This window comes from Succiniclasticum ruminis DSM 9236, assembly GCF_900112895.1.
Taxonomy (GTDB): domain Bacteria; phylum Bacillota; class Negativicutes; order Acidaminococcales; family Acidaminococcaceae; genus Succiniclasticum; species Succiniclasticum ruminis.
This window is the reverse complement of the sequence record NZ_FONL01000005.1, coordinates 68533-92590: the sequence shown is the minus strand read 5'-3', so window position 1 is coordinate 92590 and position 24058 is coordinate 68533. Positions and strand designations below refer to the sequence as shown.

The following is a 24058-nucleotide window of genomic DNA, read 5'->3' as shown; positions in this document are numbered from 1 at the left end:
AATAAAACTATCAGACTTCTTCAATAATCGTTATAAATATAGTAAGTATTGATGTCAATACAATATTCTACTTCTTTTAAAGCAAAATTTTGTCTGCTCCATTCTTCAGTAATTTGTTGGCCATTTTCAGTGCCGCTTCAATCACCTGATCCATATCATAATATTTATATTCGCCCAGACGACCGCCAAAAATCACTTTTTTCTCTTTTCCTGCCATTTCTTTGTATTTTAAACTCAGTATAGTATTTTTTTCGTCGTTTATCGGATAATACGGTTCATCTCCCGGCTTCCATTCGGAGCTGTACTCTCGACTGATAATGGTTTTAGGGAAATCATTGCCGTCTTCATCCTTACCGAATTCAAACCATTTATGTTCAATTATCCGTGTCCACGGTGTCTCCCGGTCCGTATAATTGACTGCCGCATTTCCCTGAAAGTTAGGAATGTCTAATATTTCGTTTTCAAACCGCACGGACCGGTATTCCAGATAACCCAGGCTATAATTAAAATAAGCATCAATCGAACCGGTATAAATCACCTTGTCTGCCAGATCATCCCAATGCGCCTTATCCGCCAGATAATCCACACCGGTTTTCACTTCTATGCCGTCCAGCATCCGCTCCACCATCTTTGTATAACCGCCAACGGGGATACCCTGATACAATGCGTTAAAATAATTGTTGTCAAACGTGAAACGAACCGGTAACCGTTTAATAATAAATGGCGGCAATTCTTTGCAATCACGTCCCCACTGCTTTTCCGTATATCCTTTGATCAGCTTTTCAAAGATGTCGCGGCCAACCAGCGAAACAGCCTGTTCCTCAAGGTTTTTCGGTTTTCCCTTGATCTCTTTACGCTGTTCCTCGATTTTCGCTGCCGCTTCTTCCGGTGTCACCACGCCCCACATTTTATTAAACGTATACATATTAAAAGGCAGCGAATACAATTCCCCGCGGTAATTTGCCACCGGCGAATTAGTGAACCGGTTGAACGTTGCAAACTGCTGCACATAATCCCACACTGCTTTATTATTCGTATGGAAGATATGCGCGCCATACTTGTGGAAGTTAATTCCTTCTATTTTTTCCGTATAAACATTCCCGGCAATATGATTACGCCGGTCAATGACAAGCACTGTTTTGTTATGTCGTGTGGCTTTCCGCGCAAACACTGCCCCGTAAAGGCCTGAACCCACTATCAGATAATCGTATTGCATTAATCGAACACTCCCGGCTTAACAAAATTACTGCTGATTCCTACCCTCTTATTACTCGCAAGCCATAAAACGAAATCAATTTTTCATTTTGGCCAATTGGATAATTTATTTATAAGCATTAGCTTTTTTTCCTTTATTTGGTTCTTAAATCTCTTCCAATGTGAAGGTGTTAGCCATGATCCGGCAAAATGGTGTATTGCGTACGTATTGTCTGTGCATTCTATTTTTTTTGTTTTATGATTCTTCGGAGAAAAATAATCCTTTGGATAAATCGTAAGTCCTTCTATCGCTTGTTCCCTGTTATTAAGCAATAACCCGTGCTCAAGTAAAAAATTTGTAATTTCTACAACATTCGTTGTAAAGTCATAAGTTCCATCGGCATTCAAAAAATGTCTTTTGTCATAACGTTTCAGGAAAGCATCAAATAATGCAAAATTCTTTTCGCAAGCCATTATAGCTGTAGATACATACTCTTCTTCCTCAAAACCCGAAAACGCCTTTTCTTTTAAGAATACATCTAACGGTTTGACAACTTCTACATCTGTATCCATGTAGATACCACCGTATTCAATCATTACTTTCAGGCGGACATAATCAGCAACAAAGGCCCACTTTTTTACCTCGTAAGCTTCTTTTGCATAAGCACAGCAGGAGAAATCAAAATTGCTTTCATTCCACTCTATAATCTCATAATCCGGGCAGAATCTTTTCCAGCTGGTTATGCATTTTTGCTCCAGCTCAGGGAGAGGCCCCCCGCCAAACCAGCAGTAATGTATTGTTTTAGGTATCACGTTTCTAACCTCTTTCAGTTACAGCATATAGTTTTAAAAAGTTTTTTAAAACTGAGTGACAAAATCAAATACATACAACCAAAAATCGCAGTCTATCCCCGCCTCAAACGGAAATAATCGGCCAGATTCTTTATCCTTGCAGAGAGTGCGTTCCCGCTCAAATACAGGCGGTCCGGATACCGGCGTCCGTGTGGTCCCGGCAGCGGCGGATACGCCGCGGTTTTTTTTATGGCTTATAACGGAAAAAGGCCGCCCGCAACTCTCAAGTACGCGTCGGGCGGCCTGCTCTGTTTTATCTTTCGAGGCATCGTTGACAACGATGACCTCAAGGTTCGGATAGTCCTGCGCAATGATGGCCTCCAGCGTACCGGCGATCCGTGTTTCAGCGTTATAGGCGGGTACAACAACGCTGATGAGCGGATATGTATTTTCTTTGTGCATAGCGTTTTTCTTTCTTTGGAAGATGTGCGGGCGCAAGCCCGTTTTTTATGCAGAAGAAGACTCCGCCTTCCGGTTATTCCCCCTGCCCCAATACCTTCCGGTATACGGCCAGGGTCTGCCGGGCGATGGCTTCCGGCGTAAAATCGCTTATAGTCCGTTGGGCGTTCTGCACAAGCCGGTTTCGCTGTTCCGCGTTCATGTCCAGCATCTGTTGAAGGGCGCGGGAAAAATCTTCCGGATTTTCTGTTCCTGCAATGAGTCCGTTTTCCCCGTCCCGGATGATTTCCGTGAAGGGCGCGATGTCCGATACCACCGTGGGCAGTTCTGCCGCCAGGCCTTCCAGCAGGGCGATGCTGAATCCCTCTTCCCGGGAGGGCATGACAAAGATATCGGAAGCCCAGAGCCACGGACGCACGTCCTTAACGAAGCTTTCCGGCAGAATCAGTTTGTCCCGGATGCCCAGCTCGCCGGCCATTTTCAGGTAGGTTTCACGCTGGTCCCCGCCGCCCCCGATCAGCGCCAGGCGCAGCTTCTTCCCTTCGGGACGCAGCTTCGCGAAAGCGCGGAGCAATACATCAAAGCCCTTCCGGTGGATATAGATCCCCATCCCGGAGATTAGGACCTCATCGTCCGCGATGTTAAGAAGCGCCCGGGCTTCGTTGCGGTTGCTTTCGCGGCCGGCAAAGCGGGCCGTGTCCGCGGGATTGTGGACCACGTCGATTTTTCCGGCAGGCAGCCCCTCATGCTCGGCCATATACTGTTTCAGCCAGCTGGCGCAGGAGATGTACCGGTCAATGTTTTGATAATATCTGGCCTTCCCCGGTTTATCAAAGGTTGCCACCACGGGAATCCCCAGTTTGGAACGCCAGGTTCCCGCAATGCCGGCGGCAGACAGCAGCCGGGTATGGATGATGTCCGGGGAAATTTCTTTCACGATCGGTACGAAGCCCGGCGAGAGCAGGGGCAGCGCCGCGGTCAGGGGTTTCCATGTCCGTACGGGGATGCCGTTCTCTTTCGCAAGGCGTTCCAACTCATCTCCTCCCCGGCAGAGAAGTGTCTGCTCCACACCCAGCTCTGCAAGGGCTTTCATATGGGCAATGTAGGGCACGCCCCAGGAAAGGGTCGTGCAGTCAGCATAATGCAAAACCTTCAATTTGCCAGGACCTCCCGGTAAAACGCTTCAATCTGATCAGCCACGTCCTCGAAAGTAGTCAGCCGGTCCGCATGGAGCGGACTGGCCGCGCCGCCGTCCAGAAACTTTGCTAAATTCGTACGCCAGGCTTCCACATCTCTCTGGGGGATCAGCGGTCCGGATGCCAGCGGAAGCAGCTGCTCCATATCCGATGCCAGGATGGGGATGCCTACTGCTAAGGCTTCCAGTACCGTCAGCGGCATGCCTTCCTGAAATGAAGTGAAGAGCAGACAACCGGATTTCGCCATCCACGCATCCACATCCTCGCAAAAGCCGTGGAAAGTAACCCGTTCCTGCAGGCCCAGTTCGGCTGTCAGGGTTTCCCACTCCGCCCGCTGGGGACCGTCGCCTACTACGTCAAGGGTCCACCGGCGGTCCTTCAGTCCCCCCAGCGCTTTCAGTGCGGTGTCCAGCCCTTTCGGCCGCGCAAGCCGCCCTACAAAAAGAAAATGGGGATGCTCCGGGAACCCCTTTCCCTCCCAGGAACAGGAAGGTTTTCGGATCCCGTTAGTCAGCGTGATCGTGCGTTCCGGAAGATAGTCCGCCAGATGCTTCCGTACGGTTTCAGAGACACAGATGACGCCCGGCGCATGCTTCAGGGGAGCGAGGCCGGCGTTAAGGGAATAGGTCGAGTGGGCCGTCATGATCCAGGGCATATTTGTCAAAGCCGCTGTCCACCAGCAAATCCAGGCGGGGACCCGGGAATGGGCGTGAACGATATCCCATTCCTTATGCTTCCGCGCCAGGCAAAAAGTACAGTACAGCCCCGTGATGGGATTTTTTCTGTGAACAGGCAGGTGGATGACCCGGACTTCCGGATGCAGCTGGGATTCCATTTTTCCCCCCGCTGTTGCCAGAAAGACCTGATGCCCGTGGGCTATCTGTATCTCAGAAAGTTCGATCACATAACGTTCTACGCCGCCCTGTTCAAATTCCGGGACGATGTGAAGGATTCTCATTTCAGTTTTTCTCCTCTGCGGGTTTCCAGCGGCTCAGTATCCATTCCGCAGCTCTCTTTGCCTCGTTAAAGGGCGTCTCGATCCTGCGGGTCTCAGGGGCCAGGAACGCGTCAAAATCCGGGGCCGGCCCCAGATCTTCCACAAACCCTCTGGCGGCCATTTCCTCAAAGAGCGCGTCAAAGCGCACGGTACCCGCGCCGAACAGATTACGGACTTTCGTCTTCGGTGTCTGTTTTCTGCCAACCCGGAGCAGTCCCACCCGGAATCCGGCCGTCGAAGCCTCTGAAACCATGGACACGGAATCTTCCGTGACAAGGACATGGGTTGCCGCGCCCAGCATGGCAGGCACGGGATTTTCCGGGCTTTTCGACGCCAGGAGCAGGTAACGGGTCGCAGGGCTTCCCGCAAAAACAGCCTCCACGGCGCGGTCCGCTTCCGCCCCCGTACGCGGCGAGGTCGTAATGAGCAGGGCAGCCCCCTGCTGTTCCGCCGCCTTGCACAGGGAGGGCAGGACAGACCGGACCCAGGCGGGCGTGAGTTCATAATTGGCGTCACTTCCGCCCAGCAGAAGCGCGACCACCTTGTCAGGGAAAGGTTTCTCCTGACTGAAAAATGTCTCCGCCGTTTCCTGAAGCTCGGGAAAATAAATATGGTTGGGGGCGCCGAGCGTCCCCAGAATGTTATGTGACGGGGCCGGACGGTCATGCTCGGGAACGATGGCAAAATCAAAGGGCTGTGTCCCCACTACGTCGGGGGTCATGATGACGGCGGAAAACCCTTTCAGCGCCTTTGCCAGCGCCAGACAGAACGAAGAGGCTGAGTTGCCTGTCGCCATAAACAGGGTTCCCGGTCCGCCGGACAGGATGTCCGCGTGATCTTCAATGGAAAAGCCCGCTTTCTTCAGCCATTCCCTTGCTTCTTCAGGGGACGCCGAATCAAGGCTGCGCCCCTGCATTTTGAGAACAAGAAAACGTTTCACGCCGGTAAGGATTGGAACCCTGATTTCATGGATTTCCGCCCCGCAAAGCCGTTCCAGCCACCGGGCAATGCCCTGGGACTGGTGAAAGTGTCCCCGGGTATTGTCGACGAGGAGGACAACACGCTTTGGCCCGGCTTTCAGTTTATTCATGGATTGCCTCCTGGAGATTCTTTTCTGCTATTTCAGAATCTCATAACTCCTTGTATGCGCAAGCATTTTTTCCCGGTCAAAGGGTTTCACATTATCCACGATCCACTCACGCATGGCTGCCCCTTCCGGCGTATCCTGGGAAGCGGACAGGAATTCCAGCTCAATGCCCAGATTTTTGGCCACGCCGGCGGCCACCAGCGGCCATACCTTGCCGATATCGCCAATGACCGGGATGCTGTTTTCGTGCCGCGCGAAGGCGGACATTTCCATACGGAACGGGATCTTGGCGGCTTTTGTCTTGGGCAGGCCCTTATCGATGGCTTCCTGAACGGTCTGGTTCAGTTCCACTGCTTTGCGCAGGTTTTCATCCAGGTCAAAGCGGATCAGGCTCTTATTCCGCAGGTCGTAGGTGTTCTCTCCGGACCACCAGGCCCAGATGCCATGCCCTGTGTAGCATTCAAAGGGACCGTCGTGGATTTCCTGGGTCAGCGCAACGGCGCTTTCGATAATTGCATCGCAGGATGCCAGCATCCGGGAAAGACGCATGGAACGCTGGGATACGGGGATGGAATCGCCGATGGACATGCCCACGGCGCCGCCGCCGATCAGCTGGGGAATGGTAACCAGCACCGGAACGCCTTTCCGCGCGGCGGCCCCCAGCATGGTATGTTCATCGCAGCCCCAGCCGGCCACCGTCTCGAAAGGCAGGCCGTACATTCTTGCCATGCCCAGAATTTCGTGGGCAACCTTCTCCGTCCTGGGACCCATGGGGTAGGCCATGTTCCCGGCCGCTTTGATGATTTCGTTTTGTTTGGGCAATTCCCTGCCGCGTTTTAACAGATCATCGTCCAGCGGCATTTCACGCTTTAAGTTTGCAATTTCTTCATCCGTCATGCAGGTGAATTCAAATACGTCGCCCCGGGGCATTTTTTCCATGTCCATGCCAAGGGCTTTGGCGTCAACGCGGAAAACACGGTCCAGCGAGCCGGCCATTTCATGGGAAATGACCGCGGAGCTGGTGGAAACCGCGTCCACGATCCCAACCCGGATCAGTTCGGCGATCAGGGTGGTAACGCCCTCGTGAATGTTGGGACCGCTTCCCGTTACAACCATCACTTTGCCGCCACGTTTTTTTATTTCTGTAATTCTTTCAATGGCGGAGTCGACGGCGGCCCGGGACCTTTCGTCCAGCGAAGCCTTAAAGTTTTCCAGATGTGATGCTCCAAATAAGTTTGACATACAAATCCCCTCCTGAATATGTCTTTTTTTTTTGCATACCTGATGGGTATGTTTACTGCACTTTTTTCCTGTATTCTTCAAACACCGTTTCCGGTGTAATGGACTGCATGCAGATCCAGTGCCCGCAATGCCGTTTCCGGCAGCCTGCACAGGGCACCGGGGCTTTTACGACAACCGCTTCCTCATCCCCGTAAGGACCGGTCAATTCCGGACGGGTAGGCCCGTACAGGGCAATCAGCGGTTTCTTCATGGCTGTCGCGATAACCAGGGGACCTGTATCGGCGCTGATATAGAGCATACAGTGCTGGATCAGCGCTCCCAGCTCCCGCTGGCTGGTTTTTCCGGTCAGGTTCGCAACCCCGGGTACCAGTCCGGCGATTTGCGCCCCTGTCGCAATGCTCTCCTCACCCCCGGCCAGCACGACCTGTTTCCCGTCCCGCAGGATCATCTCCGCCAGCTTCGCGAAGTGCTCTGCCGGCCATATCTTGGTTTCCCAGCGGGCTCCGGGGACGAGCACGACGTACGGTTCCAGGACCGCGTCTGTTTTTTCCCGGACAGCCCGCCATTCCCTGCTCAGGTCCGGCAGGGGGAATGAAATTTCGTCCACCGGACAGCCCAGATAACGGGCCACGTCCAGATACTGCTCGATCGCATGGCCTTTGGCATGCTCGCCCCGGATGGGCCTGCTAATCAGGCCGCTGCCTTCCCACATCTCACAGAAGCCGATGCGGTTGTCACAGCCGCTGATCGCGGCCAGTACCGCGCTTTTAAACAAGCCATGCATATCAATGACCAGATCGAATTTCCGGCTGTGAAGCAATGCCCGCATTTCCTTAAAACACGACCATTTCTCCCCCAGGCTCATCTTCTTAAATTTCACTTTATCAAAATAGATCACTTCATCAATGACGGGCGGGTCCGGCACAAAGCCGCTGAACTGCGGGTGCACCAGCCAGGTCAGCCGGGCTTTGGGAAACCTTTTCCGCAACGCCGCGACCGCAGGCAGGGTGTGCAAAACATCACCCAGTGAACTCATCTTGATAATGAGAATATTCTTATATTCTCTGTTTTTGATATCCATGTCTTACCGTTAACTCCAATTCAAACCGGCAGGGCCGGCGGTAATTTATTGATATGACTTTATACGCGGCCATCCTTATTTTGCAACCTCTTCGAGCCGTACCTTTCCCCGTCCGGTCCGCATCTTTCCCAACGGGAAACCGAACCGGGCAGACGTATAGTCCTGGCGGGCGTTATAGTGCTGGCAGCGAATATCCATCAACCCTAATATTGTATCATATATCATGTCATTCGTAAAAAATTTATTGCTGTTCTTTTTCCAGTTTGCGATGACCTCCGGATATTTTGACCTGAACCCGGGGGAAACGGCAAGAAAGAAAGGAACTTTGACAATGTCCGCCATATACGGCGACTCCTTATATCTGCTGATAAAAAAGTCTTCCCCGTGGCAGAAATGTTCATGCAGTTCTTCCCCGTGATCGGAAACATACAGAAGCGCCGATACACCCAGCTTGCCAAACAATATTTTCTGTATCTCCGCCAATACATAGTCGGTATACAAAACACTGTTATCATACGAATTTATGAGCTGCTCCGCGCGGTTGCCGGCAGTTTCATCCCATTTTTTAAACGTGTCCGGATAGCGGCAGTCGTAATTGGCATGGGAGCCCAGCAGATGGATGACATACAGTGTTTTCTGCCGCGGTTTTTTCTGTTTATGCAGGGCCGTCAGCACGTGTTCGTCAAAAGCCCCGTTTTTCTGCCGCAAATAGGTGTCGTTGGTCTTCGTATTGATCCAGACCGTTTCATCGGCAGTATCTGCAATCACGCCTATGATATCGCTTTTTTGCTGGTTGCTGATCCAGACCACCCGGTAGCCGCCATGGCGCGCCATTTCTACTAATGTCGCGGTGTCCTTAAAGGCAATTTTGTTATACTGGCTTTTTTCTGTCACGACCATGGGCAACGCAGTATCTGTCTGGGCGGCGCAGGAAAAGGACCCGGGCGCCGTGAATGCCGTTCCGTTTTGTATGGCTTTGTCTAAAAAAGGCGTTGTTTCCCTTTCGTACCCGTACGCGTGCATGTGGCTGCGCACGTGGGTCTCTCCGATAACAAGCGCCATATTCCCCCTGTACTTATGTTTTCCGGCGTCTTTCAGCTGCCCGATCTTCCGGATCCGGGCCCTGCTGTTTTTTACAAAACCGGCCTGCCTTTCACTCGCGTACCGGGCAGTGTCTATTGTGATTGCCGCGTATGTCTTTGCGCCGAACATATAACAGCCGAGGATGAGCGCAAGGGAAAAAGCCAGGGCCTTTTTCAGATTTTTCCCTGTGGCCGGCGGATAACAGCGCATCTGTCTGCCGGCAATGAGGAACTGCCGGAACACAAAACAGGCAAAAACACAAAGAAACAGTACGAAGGCGGCGGCCTGCCCCGGCGAAGAATAGGATGCGATAAACTCTTTCGCTTCCTGCAAGTTCGTATTTAACAAAGCAGTCAGGCTGTTGCTGCCGAACTTTGCATGAAAGACACTGTAAAATCCCAGCATCACGCTTACAAAAGCAGCATAGGCAGTCATTAACGCTGTTATAACCAGGGCTGTCAGGTTTGTAACGGCAGGATTCTCTGTCAGACGATACACAGAAAACGCAACTGCCGGAAGGGTCAGGCAATACAGTATATCCTTAAACATCCGGTAGATTGTAAACGGTTCGGTTACATAACCGATACCGGCCAACCCGTATCCCGACAAAACGGCTATGCAGAACAAAACGGCAACCGGTTTTCGCGCTTTGGGGAATGAATGAAAAAACCAGAACCAGACTCCCGTAATGACAAACAACAGGAGTATGTTTTTTATGTCAAACAATATTTCCCCGGACGACAAAAAATACGCGACGCTGTAACCGGCTATGGTTGCCAAAAGAGTTTGTAATACGATTTTCATAACATTACTTTTCACATATTCCTGCCAAACGCCGTGTTAACGGCATCCGGCGCCAGATGAACGGATCCGTGTTTCCTTAAATGCTTTACATTATATTATACAATACATTTTACCTTATTACCAAATTCTTTGCTGTCTTTTTCGGAAAATACTGTTTTTTCTTCGTTCCGGATCATACAGGGGCCAACGCTCCGTTAAAAAAGAGAGCCCCTTACACAGACAGGGACTCCTTTATCCCTTGTCTACTGTAAGAGGCTTGCTTCCTTTTATGGGGCCCGCTTCTTTTACGCACCGTTCCACAGGCATACGGTTACGGTACGGATGATACTCTCGTTACAACGGTTCCCGTTATCCTTCCACCAGCGGCACGGTCAGGCTGCCCGTCGGCATCAGCACGACGCTGTAGTCTTTGCCTACATATTTTTCCGCGGCGGCCAGGGCTTCTTCCACGGTATCCACGGCACCGTCAAAGAGCATGTCTTTCGCCATCTGGCGGTCCAAAGCGGTTACTAAGATGAAATGCGCTTTCTTGAAGAGACGGGTCACTGCGTAGGCCTTGTTGGCCCCGATGACGAACCGGTCTTTGATTTCTTTTTCAATGGCGTCGATGCTGCCAAGACGGCGGCAGGTTTCTTCCAGCACGGCGCTGCCGCTGCCTTCCTCGCATTCGGCCAGCAGGATCACCACGCCGCCCTGACGGCAGGCCAGCACGGCGTTGTCCATGGTCTTCTGCATCTGGTATACGTTGATATCTTTCGGATAGCCTCCGCAGGAGGCAATGACCACGTCCGCCTGTTTCGGAATCTTTACGCCGTACACCTGGTCTACAAACTTGCAGGCTTCTTTATGGGCCGCGATGTAATCGCCGGCGAACATGCGCAGGAAGCGGTGTTCCGCGTCCAGGATCGCGTTGAACAGGAACACGCTGGTGCCCCGTTTTTTCATGGCTTCCGCCCACAGGGCCACGCCTTCCATCTGGTCGTCGTAGACGGGGTTGCCGTCCATGGCGCCTAAGCCGGCCCGCGGGTCCAGCATGAAGCTGTGGTTGTGGCGCACGGTCTCCATGGCGGCGCATCCCGGCAGCACGGCCTTGCGGCCTCCGCCGTACCCGCTGAAATAGTGGTGTACGATAGTGCCGGTCAGGATGATATGGTCGCTGTGGCAGATCCGTTTGTTGATCAGCACCGGGGTAAAGCGGCTGGTTGTTCCGAAATATTCAAAGTCTTCCGCGATTTTGGCATCGCTGTTATACATTTTGAGGCGGGAGGCGACTTCCTCGCCAACGCCTTCCACCATTTCTTCGTGGCTCATGAGGCGGTGGGTGCCCAGGCTGAACACGATCTGCATGTTCTCGTCGGGAATGCCCAGCTTGTTCATCTCGTTCACCAGCACCGGCATAAAGTCGAAGCTGTTGGCCACCCGGGTGGGGTCGTTGCAGATGAAAGTTACGGTCTGGCCCGGCTTGATGATCTTGTCAATGGGTGACCTGCCGATGGGGTTATAAATGGCATCCAGCACGCCTTTGGGGATGTCTTCCATCACAGGGGTCTCCGGCATGCGGATTTCTTTTATAATCTTGCTTTCGTCCAGTGAAAAGCTTTTCGTGCCTCGTCCATAGTGGAATGTGAATTCTTTCATACCGCGCCCTCCTTTTTTCCGGCAGTATTCTCAATCCGATGTATTGCTATAATTATTTTACCAGAAAACGCGTATAAAAGATAGTGAAAAATCCGTTACCGGCGTTGCTTCCGGTAACGGATTTCAGTACGCAGTTTATCCGGCGGCCCGTTTGGCGGCTCTTTCAGCCTGCGCTTTCGCTTCCTGGGCGGCCATCATGTCCTTGGCCTTCATGAGGCGTACGGTGCTGGCGCGCTCGTTCTCGGCCAGCTTCATGGTGATGAACTTGATGTTGGTCTGCATCTCGGGAATCATGACGTATTCCAGGGCGTTTACCCTGCGGCGGGTCTTTTCGATTTCATCCGCCAGCAGGTTGCAGGTCTTTTCCACCTCGGCCAGTTCCAGCAGCTTGGGCAGCAGCGCGGAAAGTTCCACTACCGCGTTATCCAGGGAGCTGGAGGTAAAGGTGAAGGCATAGGGAATTTCCGTAGCCTCTTCCCCGCCGGTAAACGTAATGGTGGGAACGTCAACGCTCATCACGTTTTTCATGCCCACTTCGTACACAGCCGCGCGGGCAGGATAGAGCAGGGCCTCGCTGATCCGCAGCGCGCCCATCTGGGCTTTCGCCATGGCGAAGCGGGTGGACACGCCCTGCAGGGCTTTCTCCACTTCCAGGCGCAGCGCATGGTTGCGGCGGATGTGCAGCATGAACTGGCGGACCATTTCATCCCGTTTATCCTTCAGCAGCTTGTGGCCGCGGACAGCGGTTACCAGGCGCTTTTTCAGCCTCGTAAGCTCCATTCGGGTCGGGTTAACTTGGGTTGCCATCGATTATTCCCCCTCGTTATCCTCTGTAGCAGCAGGAACATAGTATTTGTCCAGATATTCGTCGCGGATACGTTTCAGCTCGCTGCGGGGCAGGATGCCCAGCAGTTTCCAGCCCAGGTCCAGCGTCTCGATGATGCTGCGGTTGGTTTCGTAGCCCTGGGAAACGTATTCTTTTTCAAATGCGTCGGCAAATTTCGCGTACAGCTTGTCGACCTTGGAGAGGGCCGCCTCGCCGAGGATGGTGGCCAGTTCCTTCGCCTGCTTGCCCTGTGCGTATGCGGCGAACAGCTGGTTCATGGTGTCGGCATGGTCCTCACGGGTCTTGCCCTTGCCTACACCCTTATCTTTCAGACGGGACAGGGACGGCAGTACGTCGATAGGCGGTGTCAGGCCCTTGCGGTAGAGTTCGCGGGACAGGATGATCTGGCCTTCGGTGATGTAACCGGTTAAGTCAGGGATCGGGTGGGTCTTGTCATCTTCCGGCATGGACAGGATGGGGATCTGGGTAATGGAACCCTTCTTGCCCTTGATACGGCCGGCCCGTTCGTACATGGTCGCAAGGTCGGTATACAGGTAGCCCGGGTAGCCGCGGCGGCCGGGCACTTCTTTACGGGCTGCGGATACCTCACGCAGGGCGTCGGCGTAGTTGGTGATATCGGTGATGATAACCAGTACGTGCATGCCCAGTTCGTAGGCAAGATATTCGGCAGCGGTAATGGCCATACGCGGGGTGGAGATACGTTCTACCGCCGGGTCGTTGGCCAGGTTGATAAACATAACGGCACGGGCCAGAGCGCCGGTGCGGTTAAAGTCTTCCATGAAGAAGTTAGCTTCTTCGAAGGTGATGCCTACGGCAGCGAATACAACGGCGAAGCCTTCGCCGGTACCCAGTACCTTGGCCTGGCGGGCGATCTGCGCAGCCAGCTGTGCATGGGGCAGACCGGAGCCGGAAAATACCGGCAGTTTCTGGCCGCGGACCAGGGTGTTCAGTCCGTCGATGGCGCTGACGCCGGTCTGGATAAATTCGGCAGGATAGTCGCGGGCGGCCGGGTTCATAGGCTCGCCGTTGATGTCCCTGTATTCGTCGGGGATGATATCCGCGCCGCCGTCAATGGGACGGCCCATGCCGTCGAAGACGCGGCCCAGCATGGCCGGGGACACGCCCAGACGCACGCCGTGGCCCAGGAAACGGGCTTTGGCATCGTCGATCTTCAGGCCCTGGGAGCTTTCAAAGAGCTGTACCAGCGCCTTGTCGCCGTCGATAACCAGTACCTTGCCGCTGCGGATTTCACCGTTGGCCTGCTGGATTTCCACCAGTTCGTCGTATTTGACGCCTTCTACCTGGTCAACCAGCATCAGCGGGCCGACGACCTCGCGAATTGTCTTGTAATCTTTACGCATCGAGTTCGCCTCCCTCTGTCAGCGCTGCAAAAGCAGCATCCAGTCTCTTGGCGATTTCGCCAAACTTTTCCACACGTTCTTTTTCGGTAATGTATTTCATACGGCCGATTTCCTCGCGGACCGGCATATCGATCAGCTTGTCCAGGTGCACGTGCTGCTCCAGGGCGGCTTCCGCCTTGTCATACCAGGTCAGGATCAGCTTCATCATGTCATGCTGTTTTTCCAGGGAAGTGTAGGTATCCACTTCGTGGAAGGAGTTCTGGTGCAGGAAGTCTTCGCGGATGGAGCGGGCGCATTCCAGCGTGATGCGGTCCTTGAAGCTCAGGGCATCCACACCGACCAGACGCACGATTTCGTTCAGTTCCGCTTCTTCCTGGAGGATGGTCATCATCTTGGAGACCATGCCGGACCAGTCGGGAGATACGGAGCTGTTGTAGTAGTTCCGCAGGCGGTCGCTGTACAGGGAGTAGCTCTGCAGCCAGTCGATGGCCGGGAAATGACGGGCATAGGCCAGGGCTGCCGACAGGCACCAGAATACCTTTACGATACGCAGCGTAGCCTGGGATACCGGCTCGGAAATATCGCCGCCGGGGGGTGATACGGCGCCGATGGCGGAAACCGCACCGGTACGGTCCTCATTGCCTATACATTTCACGATGCCGGCGCGTTCGTAGAATTCCGCCAGACGGGAGCTCAGGTAAGCGGGATAGCCTTCGTCACCGGGCATTTCTTCCAGACGGGAGCTCATTTCACGCATGGCTTCGGCCCAGCGGGAGGTGGAGTCCGCCATGATGGCTACTTTGTAGCCCATGTCGCGGAAGTATTCCGCGATGGTGATGCCTGTGTAGATGGAGGCTTCACGGGCGGCAACCGGCATGTCGGAGGTGTTCGCGATCAGCACGGTACGCTTCATCAGGGGCAGGCCCGTACGGGGGTCGCTCAGTTCCGGGAATTCCATCAGTACGTCGGTCATCTCGTTGCCGCGTTCGCCGCAGCCTACGTAGATGATGATGTCGGCGTCAGCCCACTTGGCCAGCTGGTGCTGGATAACGGTCTTGCCGCTGCCGAAGGGGCCGGGTACGGCCGCCACACCGCCTTTGGCGATGGGGAAGAGGGCGTCGACGACGCGCTGGCCGGTAACCATGGGTTCCGTCGGGGGCAGTTTTTCTTTGTAGGGACGGCTGCGGCGCACAGGCCAGGTCTGGAGCATCGGGTACTCCGTCACGTTGCCGTCTTTGTCTTTCAGCTTGTAAACGGGCTCCAGGATGGTAGCCTCGCCGCTGTACACCCATTCCACGACGCCTTCCTTGCGGGGCGGCACCATGATTTTGTGCAGCACGGCCGGGGTCTCCTGGACCACGCCGATGATGTCGCCGCCCGTTACGTGGTCGCCGACTTTCACCTTCGGTTCAAATTTCCATTTTTTCTCGCGGTTCAGCTTGGGAACCTCGACGCCGCGGGTGATACGGTCGCCCGCTTTATTGTACAGCACGTCCAGGGGGCGCTGGATCCCGTCGAAGATGCCTTCGATCAGACCGGGAGCCAGTTCCACGGACAGCGGGGAACGGGTGGATTCCACCGGTTCGCCGGGTCCCAGACCTGCCGTTTCCTCATATACCTGAATGGAGGCCATGTCGCCCCGCAATTCGATTACCTCGCCAATCAGATGCTTCTCGCTGACACGGACCACGTCATACAGCTCTACGTCACCCATGCCGCTGGCAACGATCAGCGGGCCTGATACTTTTACTATAGTTCCACTCATCGGCTATTTACCTACCCTTCCTTGAAAAGAATGTCTGCGCCCACAGCCTTCTCTACATTGCCCTTCAGCTTTTTCATGCCCAGCCCCAGGCTGCCCTTGGCGGACGGGATGGGGATGATGGCAGGAAATGTCGCAGTAGTGTAATAATCGATTGCCTCGGGTACCAGCTGCGCGGCTTCTTCGGTGATGTAGATGATCGCATACCCTTTATCCGCCAGCTTGTGAATCCTTTTTTCTATCATGGGGCCCTGTTCCTCGTAATACACATCCAGACCGATGGCCTTGAAGATCATTACGGAACCGGGGTCACCAATCACCGCGATTTTTCGTTCCTTCATAGACATCCGCCTTTCTATGCGTACAGTTCGGGCAGCTCGTAGTCAAAGCCGCCCCGCTTGGCTCCGAAGATCACCCTGAGCGCCTTGGCTTCCGCCTCGCGGCCCATGAGGTAACCGATGATCGGACCCAGGGAGAACATATCCCATTTCACACTGCGCAGAACATTCATCAGCGCCGTTTCCATTTTACGTTTCAGAACAGATGCATCGCCGGTGGTGACATATTCCTCCACGCTCTGGGAAATGATCTTGCCGTTTTTGCCTCTGTTGAACTGTGCTCCCAGCTGTTCCATCGGGATGTTCATCCCTTCCAGGAAAACGTTGAAATCGATTTCCCCGCCCTCCAGGAGCATGAGACGCAGCTTGTCCACGTCCCAGTTGAGAAGCCTTGCCCTCACTACGCTGCGGGCGTTCTGGAAGTCCGCCTGCAGGGAGAAGTAATCCCGGACAAAGCTGTGGTCGTTCTTCTTGTCCAGCACGTTTTTGATATGGCGGAACATGGCTCCGTCAATCTCGGCGCTGAGTTTGAGAGAATCAACCCCGCGGGCCAGTTCGGCCTCGATTTTATTCATGGTTTTGCGGTAAGCTTCCGGCAGTGCGTCGTAGTTGGCGCCGGCCACACACTCTTTGAGCTGGTCCAGGGGGAAGGATCCGCCGTCGATCAGCACATCGGGCGCCTCGATTCCCAGCAGACGCGCCTTCAGCAGCGTCTTGAGATTGTGGCCGTCCACTTCCAGCAGGAAGAGGCTGGTGAGTTCCGGAGCGGGAGTGACCTCCCACACGATTTTCCTGGAAATCTGCAGCTGCTCCCGGATGATATAGTCGATCTCTTCCGAAGCAATCTGCTCGGGGCTCAGGTTTCCGCCATAGCCCGTCTCCAGAAGCAGCGCCAGGGATTCCTGGAAGGAACCTGCCTCGAAGATACGCCTCAGCTTGGCCGCGTCCAGCATCTTGGTCGAGAGCTGGCTGATACGGCCCACCGCGTATTCATAACTTGCCTGCGGCATGCTATTTCACCTCCGCGGCAAAGAGCATGTCCGCCACTTCCTTTTCAATCCGGGTGCGGACATCCCTCAGTATCGTTGCAAAGGACCCGTCGAAATCACTTGTCTTGCCCTGCAGGAGGACCCCGCCGGCAAACTTCGCCGCTTCGTCAGACAGCGTCAGTCCGCCCTGCTTGCCTGCCTTGACCAGCGCTTCGTTCAGCCTGGCCAGGAAGCCTCCCTCGTACTTCGCCCGGTCTGCCGCCGGCACGCAGAGTTTTTCCGTACCGGTCTCAGCGGACTTCACGACGATGGAGGTAATGAGCTGCTCCCACTTGTCCTCCGGCATCGCAGCGATGGTTTCTTCCGCCTTGGCGAACGCTGCCTCCAGCACCTTGCGCTTGCTGTCCAGGGAGTTTTTCCTGGCTTCCAGCTCGGCAATCAGGATCTGGCGGCGGGCTGCCTCATCGGCATCGGCCGCGGCCTGGGCATTGATTTCTTCTATTTTCACCTTTGCAGCAGCTGTTATTTTTTCAGTAGAGGCGGCAGCCTTCTTCTTGGCGGCATCGACGATCTCAGCTGCTTCGCGGATGCCTTCCTCCTCTATCTTGAGAATAATCTTGTTTGCTGCCATCGGTCTTCCTCCCTTAGAGTTTTACGCCATTAACCATGATGAAGGAAATGAGCAGGGAAAGAACTGCGTAGGTTTCTACCATGGCGGCCAGGATGATGCCCTTACCGGTTTCTTCCGGACGCTTTGCGCACAGGTAAATGCCGGATGCGGCAACTTTGCCCTGGTAAATACCGCTCATCAGACCGCCGATAGCCATCGGCAGACCCGCGCAGAACAGGGCCATGCCCTGGAAGGTGGTCAGATCCTTGACATTGCCGTCAATTACGCCCAGGTTCAGGACGATGATGAAAGCGATCAGTAATCCGTAAATGCCCTGGGTACCCGGCAGAGCCTGCAGTACGAGGACGTTACCGAACTTATCCGGATCTTCGGATACGACACCGGCGCCTGCCTGGCCGGCAATACCTACACCTACGGCGCTTCCTACACCGGCAAAACCGGCGGCAACTGCCGCGCCTGCAAACGCAAGAGCTGTTCCTAAAGTAATCATTATTAACTGCCTCCTTTAATTTCGTTTATTAAAATTTTTATTTGGTTACATTCATGTACTTGGTTCTGATAGCCAGGGGAACAAATGCCTTGCCGCCGGCTTCATAGAACTTGCCGAAGAACTCGATGTACTGCAGACGGCTGCTGTGTACGAAGGCGCCCAGTACGTTGATGACGATATTGAACAGATGGCCTCCCAGGAGCACCAGCACGGCTACGGCTGTGCCGACCGGTCCCGCCTCCATGAGCATCTGGGCGATGGTGTTGATAACCATGGCGATAACGCCCGTGGCCAGGCCCAGCGCAAAGATTCGGGAGTAGCTCAGCAGGTCGCTCATGTACCCGCTGATGTTGTAGAGGCTGAGCAGGCCTCCCATCAGTTTGGCCGGGATCCCTTTCTTTTCGCGCCCGCCCGTCAGCACGATGATGGCGGCGCCTGCCAGGGCCAGATATTTGCCCACAGGTCCCGGTACAAAGGCCATGCAGAAGAAGCCCGCAAACATGATCAGCCAGCTGATCTCGTCACAGAAGGCACCGAAGACATCCCCGTCCCGGATTTGCATGTAAGCCTTCAGCAGCATGCCGCAGACCAGGTGCAGGACACCCAGCCCGAAGCAGAGAGCCAGCATCTTCAACGGCTCTTTCATAGGCACGAAGAGCAGCGGATGCAGTTCCAGTCCGAACCAGCCTCCGAAGAGCGCTCCCCAGATAACGGTGGAGATACTGCCGAACAGGATGACCATGCCCAGCTTGCCGGCAAAGCCCTGGGGCTTGACCAGCTTCATGGCGATCAGGAGCCCGATCGTGAGCACCAGGCCGTAGCCTGCGTCCGAGAGCATCATGCCGAAGAAGATAAAATGGAACGGCGCCATCAGGAAATCCGGGTCAATGCTGCCCGCCTGGGGCCTGGAATACAGTTCGATAACCGATTCATAGGGCTTTACGAAGGAATTGTTTTCCATTTCCGTAGGCGGGATTTCGCCTTCGGCCGGATCGTTGAACTCGATCTGGTACGCGTCCGTCACGCTCCGGATAGCCCTCTCTACCTGGACTGTGCGGTCGTTCCTGACCCAGCCTTCCATGTAGAAGGTCTTTTCGGTCTCCACACCGCCATTGGCCAGGCGTTCTTCTTTCGCCGTCAGCTGGTCGTAATATAACTGAAGCTCGGCCTTGCTTTCGGCAATCTTTTTGGCCTCCGCTTCCAGCTCGTCGGCGCGTAAGTTTTTCACCCGGGCGGCCTCCGTAAGATCTACGGCGATCTCCGAAACCAGTCCCGTGCGCTTGGGAAAGACAACGTCGGTAAAATCATGCGCTTTGAGGAAATGCTTGAGCCGGGCTGCGTCTTCTTTCAGGCAGAAGATCAGCATGGCGCGTCCCTCCGGTGCTTCTTTCAGCACGATGGGCTCCGCCGCCAGCTCTTTGATATCTTCCAGGAACGCTTCCTTTTCCAGTTCCGGCAGATACCCCGCGAAATACACGCTGGTGTCCGTAGGCGCGAGCTGCTCCAGCGGAATATCCAGGTCTGTCCACGGCTGTAAGGCGTCTACCTGGCTCGTCATGGTCGATGCCTCATTCCTGAGGGACATGATCTTGCCGGAAAGAGCCTCTATCTGGTCCGCCAGTTCCGAGCCTTCCTTCGATTCATGGAGGAAGGAGTCGTAGGAAACCGGAAGCCGGGGGGCAAACATGGAATCCTTTTTCCCGTGCAGGTCGACAAATTTCAGGGCATCCTTTGCTTTGGCAATCTGGTCGCCCACCTTGTCCGCCCCTTCGAGCGTCTGGGTTTTGTCGCCTTCCGAAATGAGCATGATGTTGCCGTCTTTCTGCAGCGCAAGCAAAATGGCGTCGCGGTCTTCCTTCAGCGCGAAGAGCGTCGCCTTTTTCATTGCTATCAGCATACTAAACCACAACCCTTTCTACAATATAAGCTACCGCCTCCGGGAGTTTCGCCTCCGCGGCTGCCGCCACGGCGCTGTCCGCCCTCGCCCGTTCTGCCACCAGATCTTTTGCCTTGACCCTGGCGTGCGCTTCAGCCTTGGCAACGGTCTGTTTGGCAGCGGCGCGGGCCTCGGTGATCATGGCAGCGGCCTCCCGGTTGGCTGCCTCCTCCGCGTCCCGCAGGAGGTTGCGACTCGTCAGGGCGGCTTCTTTCTTTGCCTGCGCGGCTGCTGCTTCCGCCGCCTTGATATCATCTAACATTGACATGCACATCTCACCACCTTTGTGATTTGTAGTTTATGTTAATTGAAATACTTACAAAATAAAAATACGGACAAAACTTTACAACTGGTCCTAATAAACCACTCGTATTATTATAGCACGTTTTTCTGTCTTCGAATACATAAAATATGCGAAACAGATAAAATTGTGCCAGATTCATGAAAATTTTTCGCCAGATTACAGTTTCACCTGCTTAAATTCGCAGGCTGCCGGGTCCAGCATCCGCTCCGCCAGCTGTTTTCCCAGTCCCACGTCGCCGGTAAAACAGATCGTGCAGCTGCCCTGCCCTTCAGTCCGGAGCAGTCCCCGGGCCTCCAGGTCCGCTTTGGCCTGCAGGGCGGTGGCCTCCGCCGGATCGACAATGGTCACCCCCGGGCCGAAGGCTTCCTGCAGATACTCTCTGACAAAGGGGTAATGGGTACAGCCCAGGATGACGGTATCCACTTCTTTTGCTTTCAGGGCATCGGCGTATTCATGGATGGCTTCCTTCAGTTCAGGGCTCCCGAACCGGTTACCCTCGATCAGGGGCACAAATTTCGTGCACCCCACCCCGTAAAGCTGCGCGTCCGGGTCCGCCGCCTGAATCTCCCTGCGGTGCGCTCCGGTGCTTACCGTAAAGTCTGTCGCCATCAGGCCGATGTGTTTGTTCCCGGTTGCTTCCAGGACTTCCTTTGCCGCTTTGGACATGCCGATCACGGGAAACGGATGGGCGCCCCGGATCACGTCAGTCCCCAGCACGGTTATGGTATTGCAGGCGGTAACCAGTTGTTTTATCCCGTTCTGCTCCAGCCAGTCCGTCATCTCGGCCACAAAGGCGGTGATGGTCTCCCGGCTGCGGGTTCCGTATGGGGCCCGGGCTGTATCTCCCAGATACAAAAACCTTTCATGAGGCATGGTCTTCTGCAGCGCGCGCAACACGCTGAGTCCGCCTACGCCGGAATCAATCACGCCAATGGGTTGGTTTTTATCCATAGTCATCCCTCCAAAACCCGCTCTTTCGTATACACAACGTATTCTGCAAAAAATCCGCAAACCATCCGGACTTTTTTGAAAATACCGTAAATCTCTTTCCTTTATCCTATCGCGGTCAGCCCGCCGTCCACAGGAATGACAGCTCCCGTCATGAAAGAATTGGCCGGGGACGCCACACTGCAGATCACATGGGCCACTTCCTCCGTTGCCGCGATACGGCCCAGGGGATAGCCTTCCCCCATTTCTTCTTTCGTGTAACTTCCCTTTGCCGCCGCCAGCTGGGCTGTCAGCAGGGGGGTATCCACGTCCCCCGGGCAGATGCAGTTGACCCGGATGTCCGGCGCAAAGTCCAGCGCCAGCGCTTTGGTAAGGGACACCACCGCCCCCTTGGACGCGCAGTACACCGGACAGCCGTAATTCCCGCCGATCCCCGCGTCGCTGGCTATGTTGATAATACAGCGGTCCTGTACCGCTCCTGAGCCGGCGTTTTCGGCAGCAGCCGTTTCCTCTGCCGCATTTCCGGCATCCTGCGCAGAACCAGCGGTTTCATCAGCCGCCCCTGGTTCCGTTTCCCCGTGGGGCAGCATGTACGGCTGGCAGGCCTGGATCATGAGCAGGGTTCCTTTTACGTTCACGTCCATGATCCGGTTGTACTCCGCCACCGAAACATTCTCTATCCGTTTTTCCTGATAGATCCCGGCGCTGTTCACCAGGATATCGATGCGGTCTTTCCCGTAGCAGGCCGCTATGGCCGCAGCCATGCGGCAGTCCGCCGGTTTCGTTATATCGGCCCGGATATAGCGCAGCCTGGCCAGCTCTTCCGCCGTGCCCGGCACGGAACTGTCCCGCGCCCCGGATCCGTCTTTGGCCAGGCCCTCTGCGGCGCTGAGCGTGTCTGTCCCTTCCGGCAGGCCGGGGAACACGGCGGCTTCCGGATCTTTACAGCCGGCAATGGCGGCCAGCGCGATCATACCCTTCGTGCTGTCCCTGCCGACGATGCTGACTACAGCTCCGTCCCGCCAGAACGCCCGGGCGGCGGCCAGGCCGATGCCGCTGGTACCGCCGCTGATTACAACGACTTTGTTTTTACATCCGTATTCCATATACAGACCTCTTACGCCATTTCCGCTTTTTCTTCCGCGCTGAGTTCTTCCGGTTTCGGCAGTTCCATCACGGCCGTGGCGCCCTTGCCGTACTCGCTTTGCATACGTAAGGCGATTACATGCCGCTCCGCGATTTCCCGGGCAATGGCCAGACCCAGCCCGCTTCCGGTTTTATTGTTTTCGCCACGGGTCTTATAGAACCTGTCAAACACATGCAGCAGGTCTTCCGACTTAATGCCGGGGCCGTGGTCAGCGATGGTCAGGCGCCGGTTGGCCAGCTTCACTTCCACGCTGCTGTTTTCCGGGCTGAATTTCACGGCGTTGTCCAGGAAGATCATCAGCATCTGGTTCAGCCGGCCGAAATCACCGGTCATTTTATAGATTGGCGTATCTGTTTCACATGTGACCGTAATATTCTTTTCCCGCGCCAGCTGCCGCGCGCTGCGGACCGCGCCCTGCACCACTTCGCAGAAGTTCAGCGGTTCTTTTTCGATGGGGAAGTCCACGTTCTGCAGACGGGACAGGTCCAGCAGGTCGTTGATCAGCCGCTGCAGGAACAGGGTCTCATCGTACATGGTGTCATAATACCGTTCCACATCGGCCGGTTCCGTCACCACTTTGTCGCGCAGCGCTTCCAGGCTGCCCCGCACCACCGTCACCGGCGTGCGCAGTTCGTGGGAGATGTTGGCGATGAATTCTTTCCGGATCTTTTCCGTCTTTTTGGTTTCCCGGTCCGCTTCTTCCAGCCGCCCCGCCATGCTGTCCAGGGTGGTGGCCAGTTCGCCGATCTCGTCATTCTGCTGTATGTAGCAACGGGCCGAGTAATCGCCGGAAGCCAGTCTTTCCGCCGTATCTTTCATCACGTTCAGCGGCTTGGTAAACTTCATGGACAGGAACCAGGCTGCCACCAATGCCAGGACGAGAGCCAGCACCAGGCAGGCGCCGAACACTTCCAGCGCTTCATAGAAAGCATGCCGCAGCCCGAATACGGGCACCCGCAGCATCAGGACTCCCTCCACGCCCCCGTTTTTGTCATAGATGGGAGCCGTGGCCAGGACCATCATCTCATTGATCCGTTTGTCAAACTCTTCCCGCACAGCGGATTCGCCCTTGAACCCCTTGCGGAACATATCCCGGTACGTCTGGGGGAGTGAATTGACTGTGGTGGTACCTTCAAAGACAGGAGGGATGCCCCGTCCCTGGGGTCCTTTGTGATGTTCCACATGGCCCCGGACATAACTGGGGGCCTCTTTCATGTCGTCGCCTTCCTTGATGTGGGTCCGCATAGCGATATCGCCATTCTTATTGGCCACCCACACGTCGTCCGCCGTAATAATATTTACATAGGCGATCAGCCGGCGGGAACGCAGCAGGCTGCCCGGATTGACTGCCTTGCTTCCGATACCCGGATTTGCCTTCACAGTGGCGTCCTGACCGGAAATGACCGGGGTCTCCGCACGGTTGCCGGATTTGTTTGCAGTGCCGCTGCCGGACTTCGGTTCCGTGGTGGCGGCAGCATTTCCGGCATTCTTTTCCTCCGCTTCCCGCGCTTCCCGCATACGGGAGCGCTCCAGATTATCTCCCATAATGGCCGCCACGCTGGCCGCCCGGTAGGCCAGACCGCGCTGCTGCCGCTCAATGAAGTTTTCCCGGAAAAAATGACCGAAAGAAAACGCCATGACGAACGCAAATACTAAAATGGCCAGCGCAAAATAGGCCGCCAACTTCGCAGCTATTTTACTCTTAAACATATCCTTCTCCATTCTGCCGTCA

At 55.0% G+C, this 24058-nt stretch carries 22 protein-coding genes; all 22 read right to left on the bottom strand.

What is annotated here, in order from left to right; genetic code table 11:
• Window positions 1-76: 76 nt before the first annotated feature.
• Window positions 77-1216 (bottom strand): UDP-galactopyranose mutase, encoded by a 1140-nt coding sequence (gene glf, locus BM159_RS05580; RefSeq protein WP_093913273.1) that lies wholly within the window; start codon window positions 1214-1216, stop codon window positions 77-79.
• A gap of 83 nt (window positions 1217-1299) precedes the next feature.
• Window positions 1300-2007 (bottom strand): glycosyltransferase family 32 protein, encoded by a 708-nt coding sequence (locus BM159_RS05575; protein ID WP_093913272.1) that lies wholly within the window; start codon window positions 2005-2007, stop codon window positions 1300-1302.
• A gap of 45 nt (window positions 2008-2052) precedes the next feature.
• A complete protein-coding gene (locus tag BM159_RS05570; protein WP_093913271.1) occupies window positions 2053-2448 on the bottom strand; it encodes a glycosyltransferase family 2 protein in 396 nt (131 codons plus the stop codon).
• Between the two features lie 73 nt (window positions 2449-2521).
• Window positions 2522-3601: a glycosyltransferase family 4 protein gene (locus BM159_RS05565; protein ID WP_093913270.1), complete on the bottom strand. Its 1080-nt coding sequence runs from the start codon at window positions 3599-3601 to the stop codon at window positions 2522-2524.
• A complete protein-coding gene (locus BM159_RS05560) occupies window positions 3598-4599 on the bottom strand; it encodes a glycosyltransferase family 4 protein (RefSeq protein WP_093913269.1) in 1002 nt (333 codons plus the stop codon). Before BM159_RS05560 ends, BM159_RS05565 begins: the two co-directional genes overlap by 4 nt.
• Before the next feature lies 1 nt (window position 4600).
• Window positions 4601-5728, bottom strand: a complete 1128-nt coding sequence (locus BM159_RS05555; RefSeq protein ID WP_093913268.1) for a mitochondrial fission ELM1 family protein — start codon at window positions 5726-5728, stop codon at window positions 4601-4603.
• A 27-nt stretch (window positions 5729-5755) separates the two neighbouring features.
• Entirely contained in the window at window positions 5756-6967 is a 1212-nt protein-coding gene (locus BM159_RS05550) for a hypothetical protein (protein ID WP_093913267.1), read from the bottom strand.
• 52 nt (window positions 6968-7019) lie between these two features.
• Window positions 7020-8003, bottom strand: a complete 984-nt coding sequence (locus BM159_RS05545; protein WP_245763653.1) for a glycosyltransferase family 9 protein — start codon at window positions 8001-8003, stop codon at window positions 7020-7022.
• Window positions 8004-8123: 120 nt separating this feature from the next.
• Window positions 8124-9935 carry a phosphoethanolamine transferase family protein gene (locus BM159_RS05540; RefSeq protein ID WP_143089401.1) on the bottom strand — a complete coding sequence of 604 codons (1812 nt, stop codon included), beginning with the start codon at window positions 9933-9935 and terminating at the stop codon, window positions 8124-8126.
• A gap of 348 nt (window positions 9936-10283) precedes the next feature.
• Window positions 10284-11573, bottom strand: a complete 1290-nt coding sequence (locus tag BM159_RS05535; RefSeq protein WP_093913264.1) for a nickel-dependent lactate racemase family protein — start codon at window positions 11571-11573, stop codon at window positions 10284-10286.
• A gap of 135 nt (window positions 11574-11708) precedes the next feature.
• The gene (locus tag BM159_RS05530; RefSeq protein WP_093913263.1) at window positions 11709-12380 is read right to left on the bottom strand and encodes a V-type ATP synthase subunit D; all 672 of its coding nucleotides are present in this window, start codon (window positions 12378-12380) and stop codon (window positions 11709-11711) included.
• Window positions 12381-12383: 3 nt separating this feature from the next.
• Window positions 12384-13781 carry a V-type ATP synthase subunit B gene (locus tag BM159_RS05525; RefSeq protein ID WP_093728867.1) on the bottom strand — a complete coding sequence of 466 codons (1398 nt, stop codon included), beginning with the start codon at window positions 13779-13781 and terminating at the stop codon, window positions 12384-12386.
• On the bottom strand, window positions 13774-15546 hold the full coding sequence (locus tag BM159_RS05520) for a V-type ATP synthase subunit A (protein ID WP_093913262.1): 1773 nt from the start codon (window positions 15544-15546) through the stop codon (window positions 13774-13776). Before BM159_RS05520 ends, BM159_RS05525 begins: the two co-directional genes overlap by 8 nt.
• Window positions 15547-15557: 11 nt before the next feature.
• Window positions 15558-15884: a V-type ATP synthase subunit F gene (locus tag BM159_RS05515; RefSeq protein ID WP_093913261.1), complete on the bottom strand. Its 327-nt coding sequence runs from the start codon at window positions 15882-15884 to the stop codon at window positions 15558-15560.
• A 14-nt stretch (window positions 15885-15898) separates the two neighbouring features.
• Window positions 15899-16891, bottom strand: a complete 993-nt coding sequence (locus BM159_RS05510; RefSeq protein WP_093913260.1) for a V-type ATPase subunit — start codon at window positions 16889-16891, stop codon at window positions 15899-15901.
• A gap of 1 nt (window position 16892) precedes the next feature.
• Entirely contained in the window at window positions 16893-17501 is a 609-nt protein-coding gene (locus BM159_RS05505) for a V-type ATP synthase subunit E (protein WP_093913259.1), read from the bottom strand.
• A 13-nt stretch (window positions 17502-17514) separates the two neighbouring features.
• Window positions 17515-17991, bottom strand: coding sequence for a V-type ATP synthase subunit K (locus BM159_RS05500; RefSeq protein WP_093913258.1), 477 nt, complete (start codon window positions 17989-17991; stop codon window positions 17515-17517).
• A 37-nt stretch (window positions 17992-18028) separates the two neighbouring features.
• The gene (locus BM159_RS05495) at window positions 18029-19876 is read right to left on the bottom strand and encodes a V-type ATP synthase subunit I (protein WP_245763652.1); all 1848 of its coding nucleotides are present in this window, start codon (window positions 19874-19876) and stop codon (window positions 18029-18031) included.
• A 13-nt stretch (window positions 19877-19889) separates the two neighbouring features.
• A complete protein-coding gene (locus tag BM159_RS05490; RefSeq protein WP_093913256.1) occupies window positions 19890-20195 on the bottom strand; it encodes a hypothetical protein in 306 nt (101 codons plus the stop codon).
• A 192-nt stretch (window positions 20196-20387) separates the two neighbouring features.
• Entirely contained in the window at window positions 20388-21182 is a 795-nt protein-coding gene (gene murI / locus BM159_RS05485; RefSeq protein WP_093913255.1) for a glutamate racemase, read from the bottom strand.
• A gap of 101 nt (window positions 21183-21283) precedes the next feature.
• Entirely contained in the window at window positions 21284-22285 is a 1002-nt protein-coding gene (locus BM159_RS12150) for an SDR family NAD(P)-dependent oxidoreductase (RefSeq protein ID WP_245763651.1), read from the bottom strand.
• A gap of 11 nt (window positions 22286-22296) precedes the next feature.
• Window positions 22297-24048, bottom strand: coding sequence for a HAMP domain-containing sensor histidine kinase (locus BM159_RS05470; protein ID WP_093913254.1), 1752 nt, complete (start codon window positions 24046-24048; stop codon window positions 22297-22299).
• Between the last annotated feature and the right edge of the window lie 10 nt (window positions 24049-24058).

Excerpts from the sequence above, each read along its gene's own strand:
- BM159_RS05550 (WP_093913267.1), bottom strand. The coding sequence starts at position 6,967 with ATGTCAAACTTATTTGGAGCATCACATCTGGAAAACTTTAAGGCTTCG.
- BM159_RS05510 (WP_093913260.1), bottom strand. The coding sequence starts at position 16,891 with ATGCCGCAGGCAAGTTATGAATACGCGGTGGGCCGTATCAGCCAGCTC.
- BM159_RS05525 (WP_093728867.1), bottom strand. The coding sequence starts at position 13,781 with ATGCGTAAAGATTACAAGACAATTCGCGAGGTCGTCGGCCCGCTGATG.
- BM159_RS05535 (WP_093913264.1), bottom strand. The coding sequence starts at position 11,573 with ATGAAAGAATTCACATTCCACTATGGACGAGGCACGAAAAGCTTTTCA.
- BM159_RS05495 (WP_245763652.1), bottom strand. The coding sequence starts at position 19,876 with ATGAAAAAGGCGACGCTCTTCGCGCTGAAGGAAGACCGCGACGCCATT.
- BM159_RS05545 (WP_245763653.1), bottom strand. The coding sequence starts at position 8,003 with ATGAGTTCACTGGGTGATGTTTTGCACACCCTGCCTGCGGTCGCGGCG.
- BM159_RS05530 (WP_093913263.1), bottom strand. The coding sequence starts at position 12,380 with ATGGCAACCCAAGTTAACCCGACCCGAATGGAGCTTACGAGGCTGAAA.
- BM159_RS05555 (WP_093913268.1), bottom strand. The coding sequence starts at position 5,728 with ATGAATAAACTGAAAGCCGGGCCAAAGCGTGTTGTCCTCCTCGTCGAC.
- BM159_RS05470 (WP_093913254.1), bottom strand. The coding sequence starts at position 24,048 with ATGGAGAAGGATATGTTTAAGAGTAAAATAGCTGCGAAGTTGGCGGCC.
- BM159_RS12150 (WP_245763651.1), bottom strand. The coding sequence starts at position 22,285 with ATGGAATACGGATGTAAAAACAAAGTCGTTGTAATCAGCGGCGGTACC.
- BM159_RS05490 (WP_093913256.1), bottom strand. The coding sequence starts at position 20,195 with ATGTCAATGTTAGATGATATCAAGGCGGCGGAAGCAGCAGCCGCGCAG.
- BM159_RS05505 (WP_093913259.1), bottom strand. The coding sequence starts at position 17,501 with ATGGCAGCAAACAAGATTATTCTCAAGATAGAGGAGGAAGGCATCCGC.
- BM159_RS05520 (WP_093913262.1), bottom strand. The coding sequence starts at position 15,546 with ATGAGTGGAACTATAGTAAAAGTATCAGGCCCGCTGATCGTTGCCAGC.
- murI (WP_093913255.1), bottom strand. The coding sequence starts at position 21,182 with ATGGATAAAAACCAACCCATTGGCGTGATTGATTCCGGCGTAGGCGGA.
- BM159_RS05540 (WP_143089401.1), bottom strand. The coding sequence starts at position 9,935 with ATGAAAATCGTATTACAAACTCTTTTGGCAACCATAGCCGGTTACAGC.
- BM159_RS05515 (WP_093913261.1), bottom strand. The coding sequence starts at position 15,884 with ATGAAGGAACGAAAAATCGCGGTGATTGGTGACCCCGGTTCCGTAATG.
- glf (WP_093913273.1), bottom strand. The coding sequence starts at position 1,216 with ATGCAATACGATTATCTGATAGTGGGTTCAGGCCTTTACGGGGCAGTG.
- BM159_RS05560 (WP_093913269.1), bottom strand. The coding sequence starts at position 4,599 with ATGAGAATCCTTCACATCGTCCCGGAATTTGAACAGGGCGGCGTAGAA.
- BM159_RS05570 (WP_093913271.1), bottom strand. The coding sequence starts at position 2,448 with ATGCACAAAGAAAATACATATCCGCTCATCAGCGTTGTTGTACCCGCC.
- BM159_RS05500 (WP_093913258.1), bottom strand. The coding sequence starts at position 17,991 with ATGATTACTTTAGGAACAGCTCTTGCGTTTGCAGGCGCGGCAGTTGCC.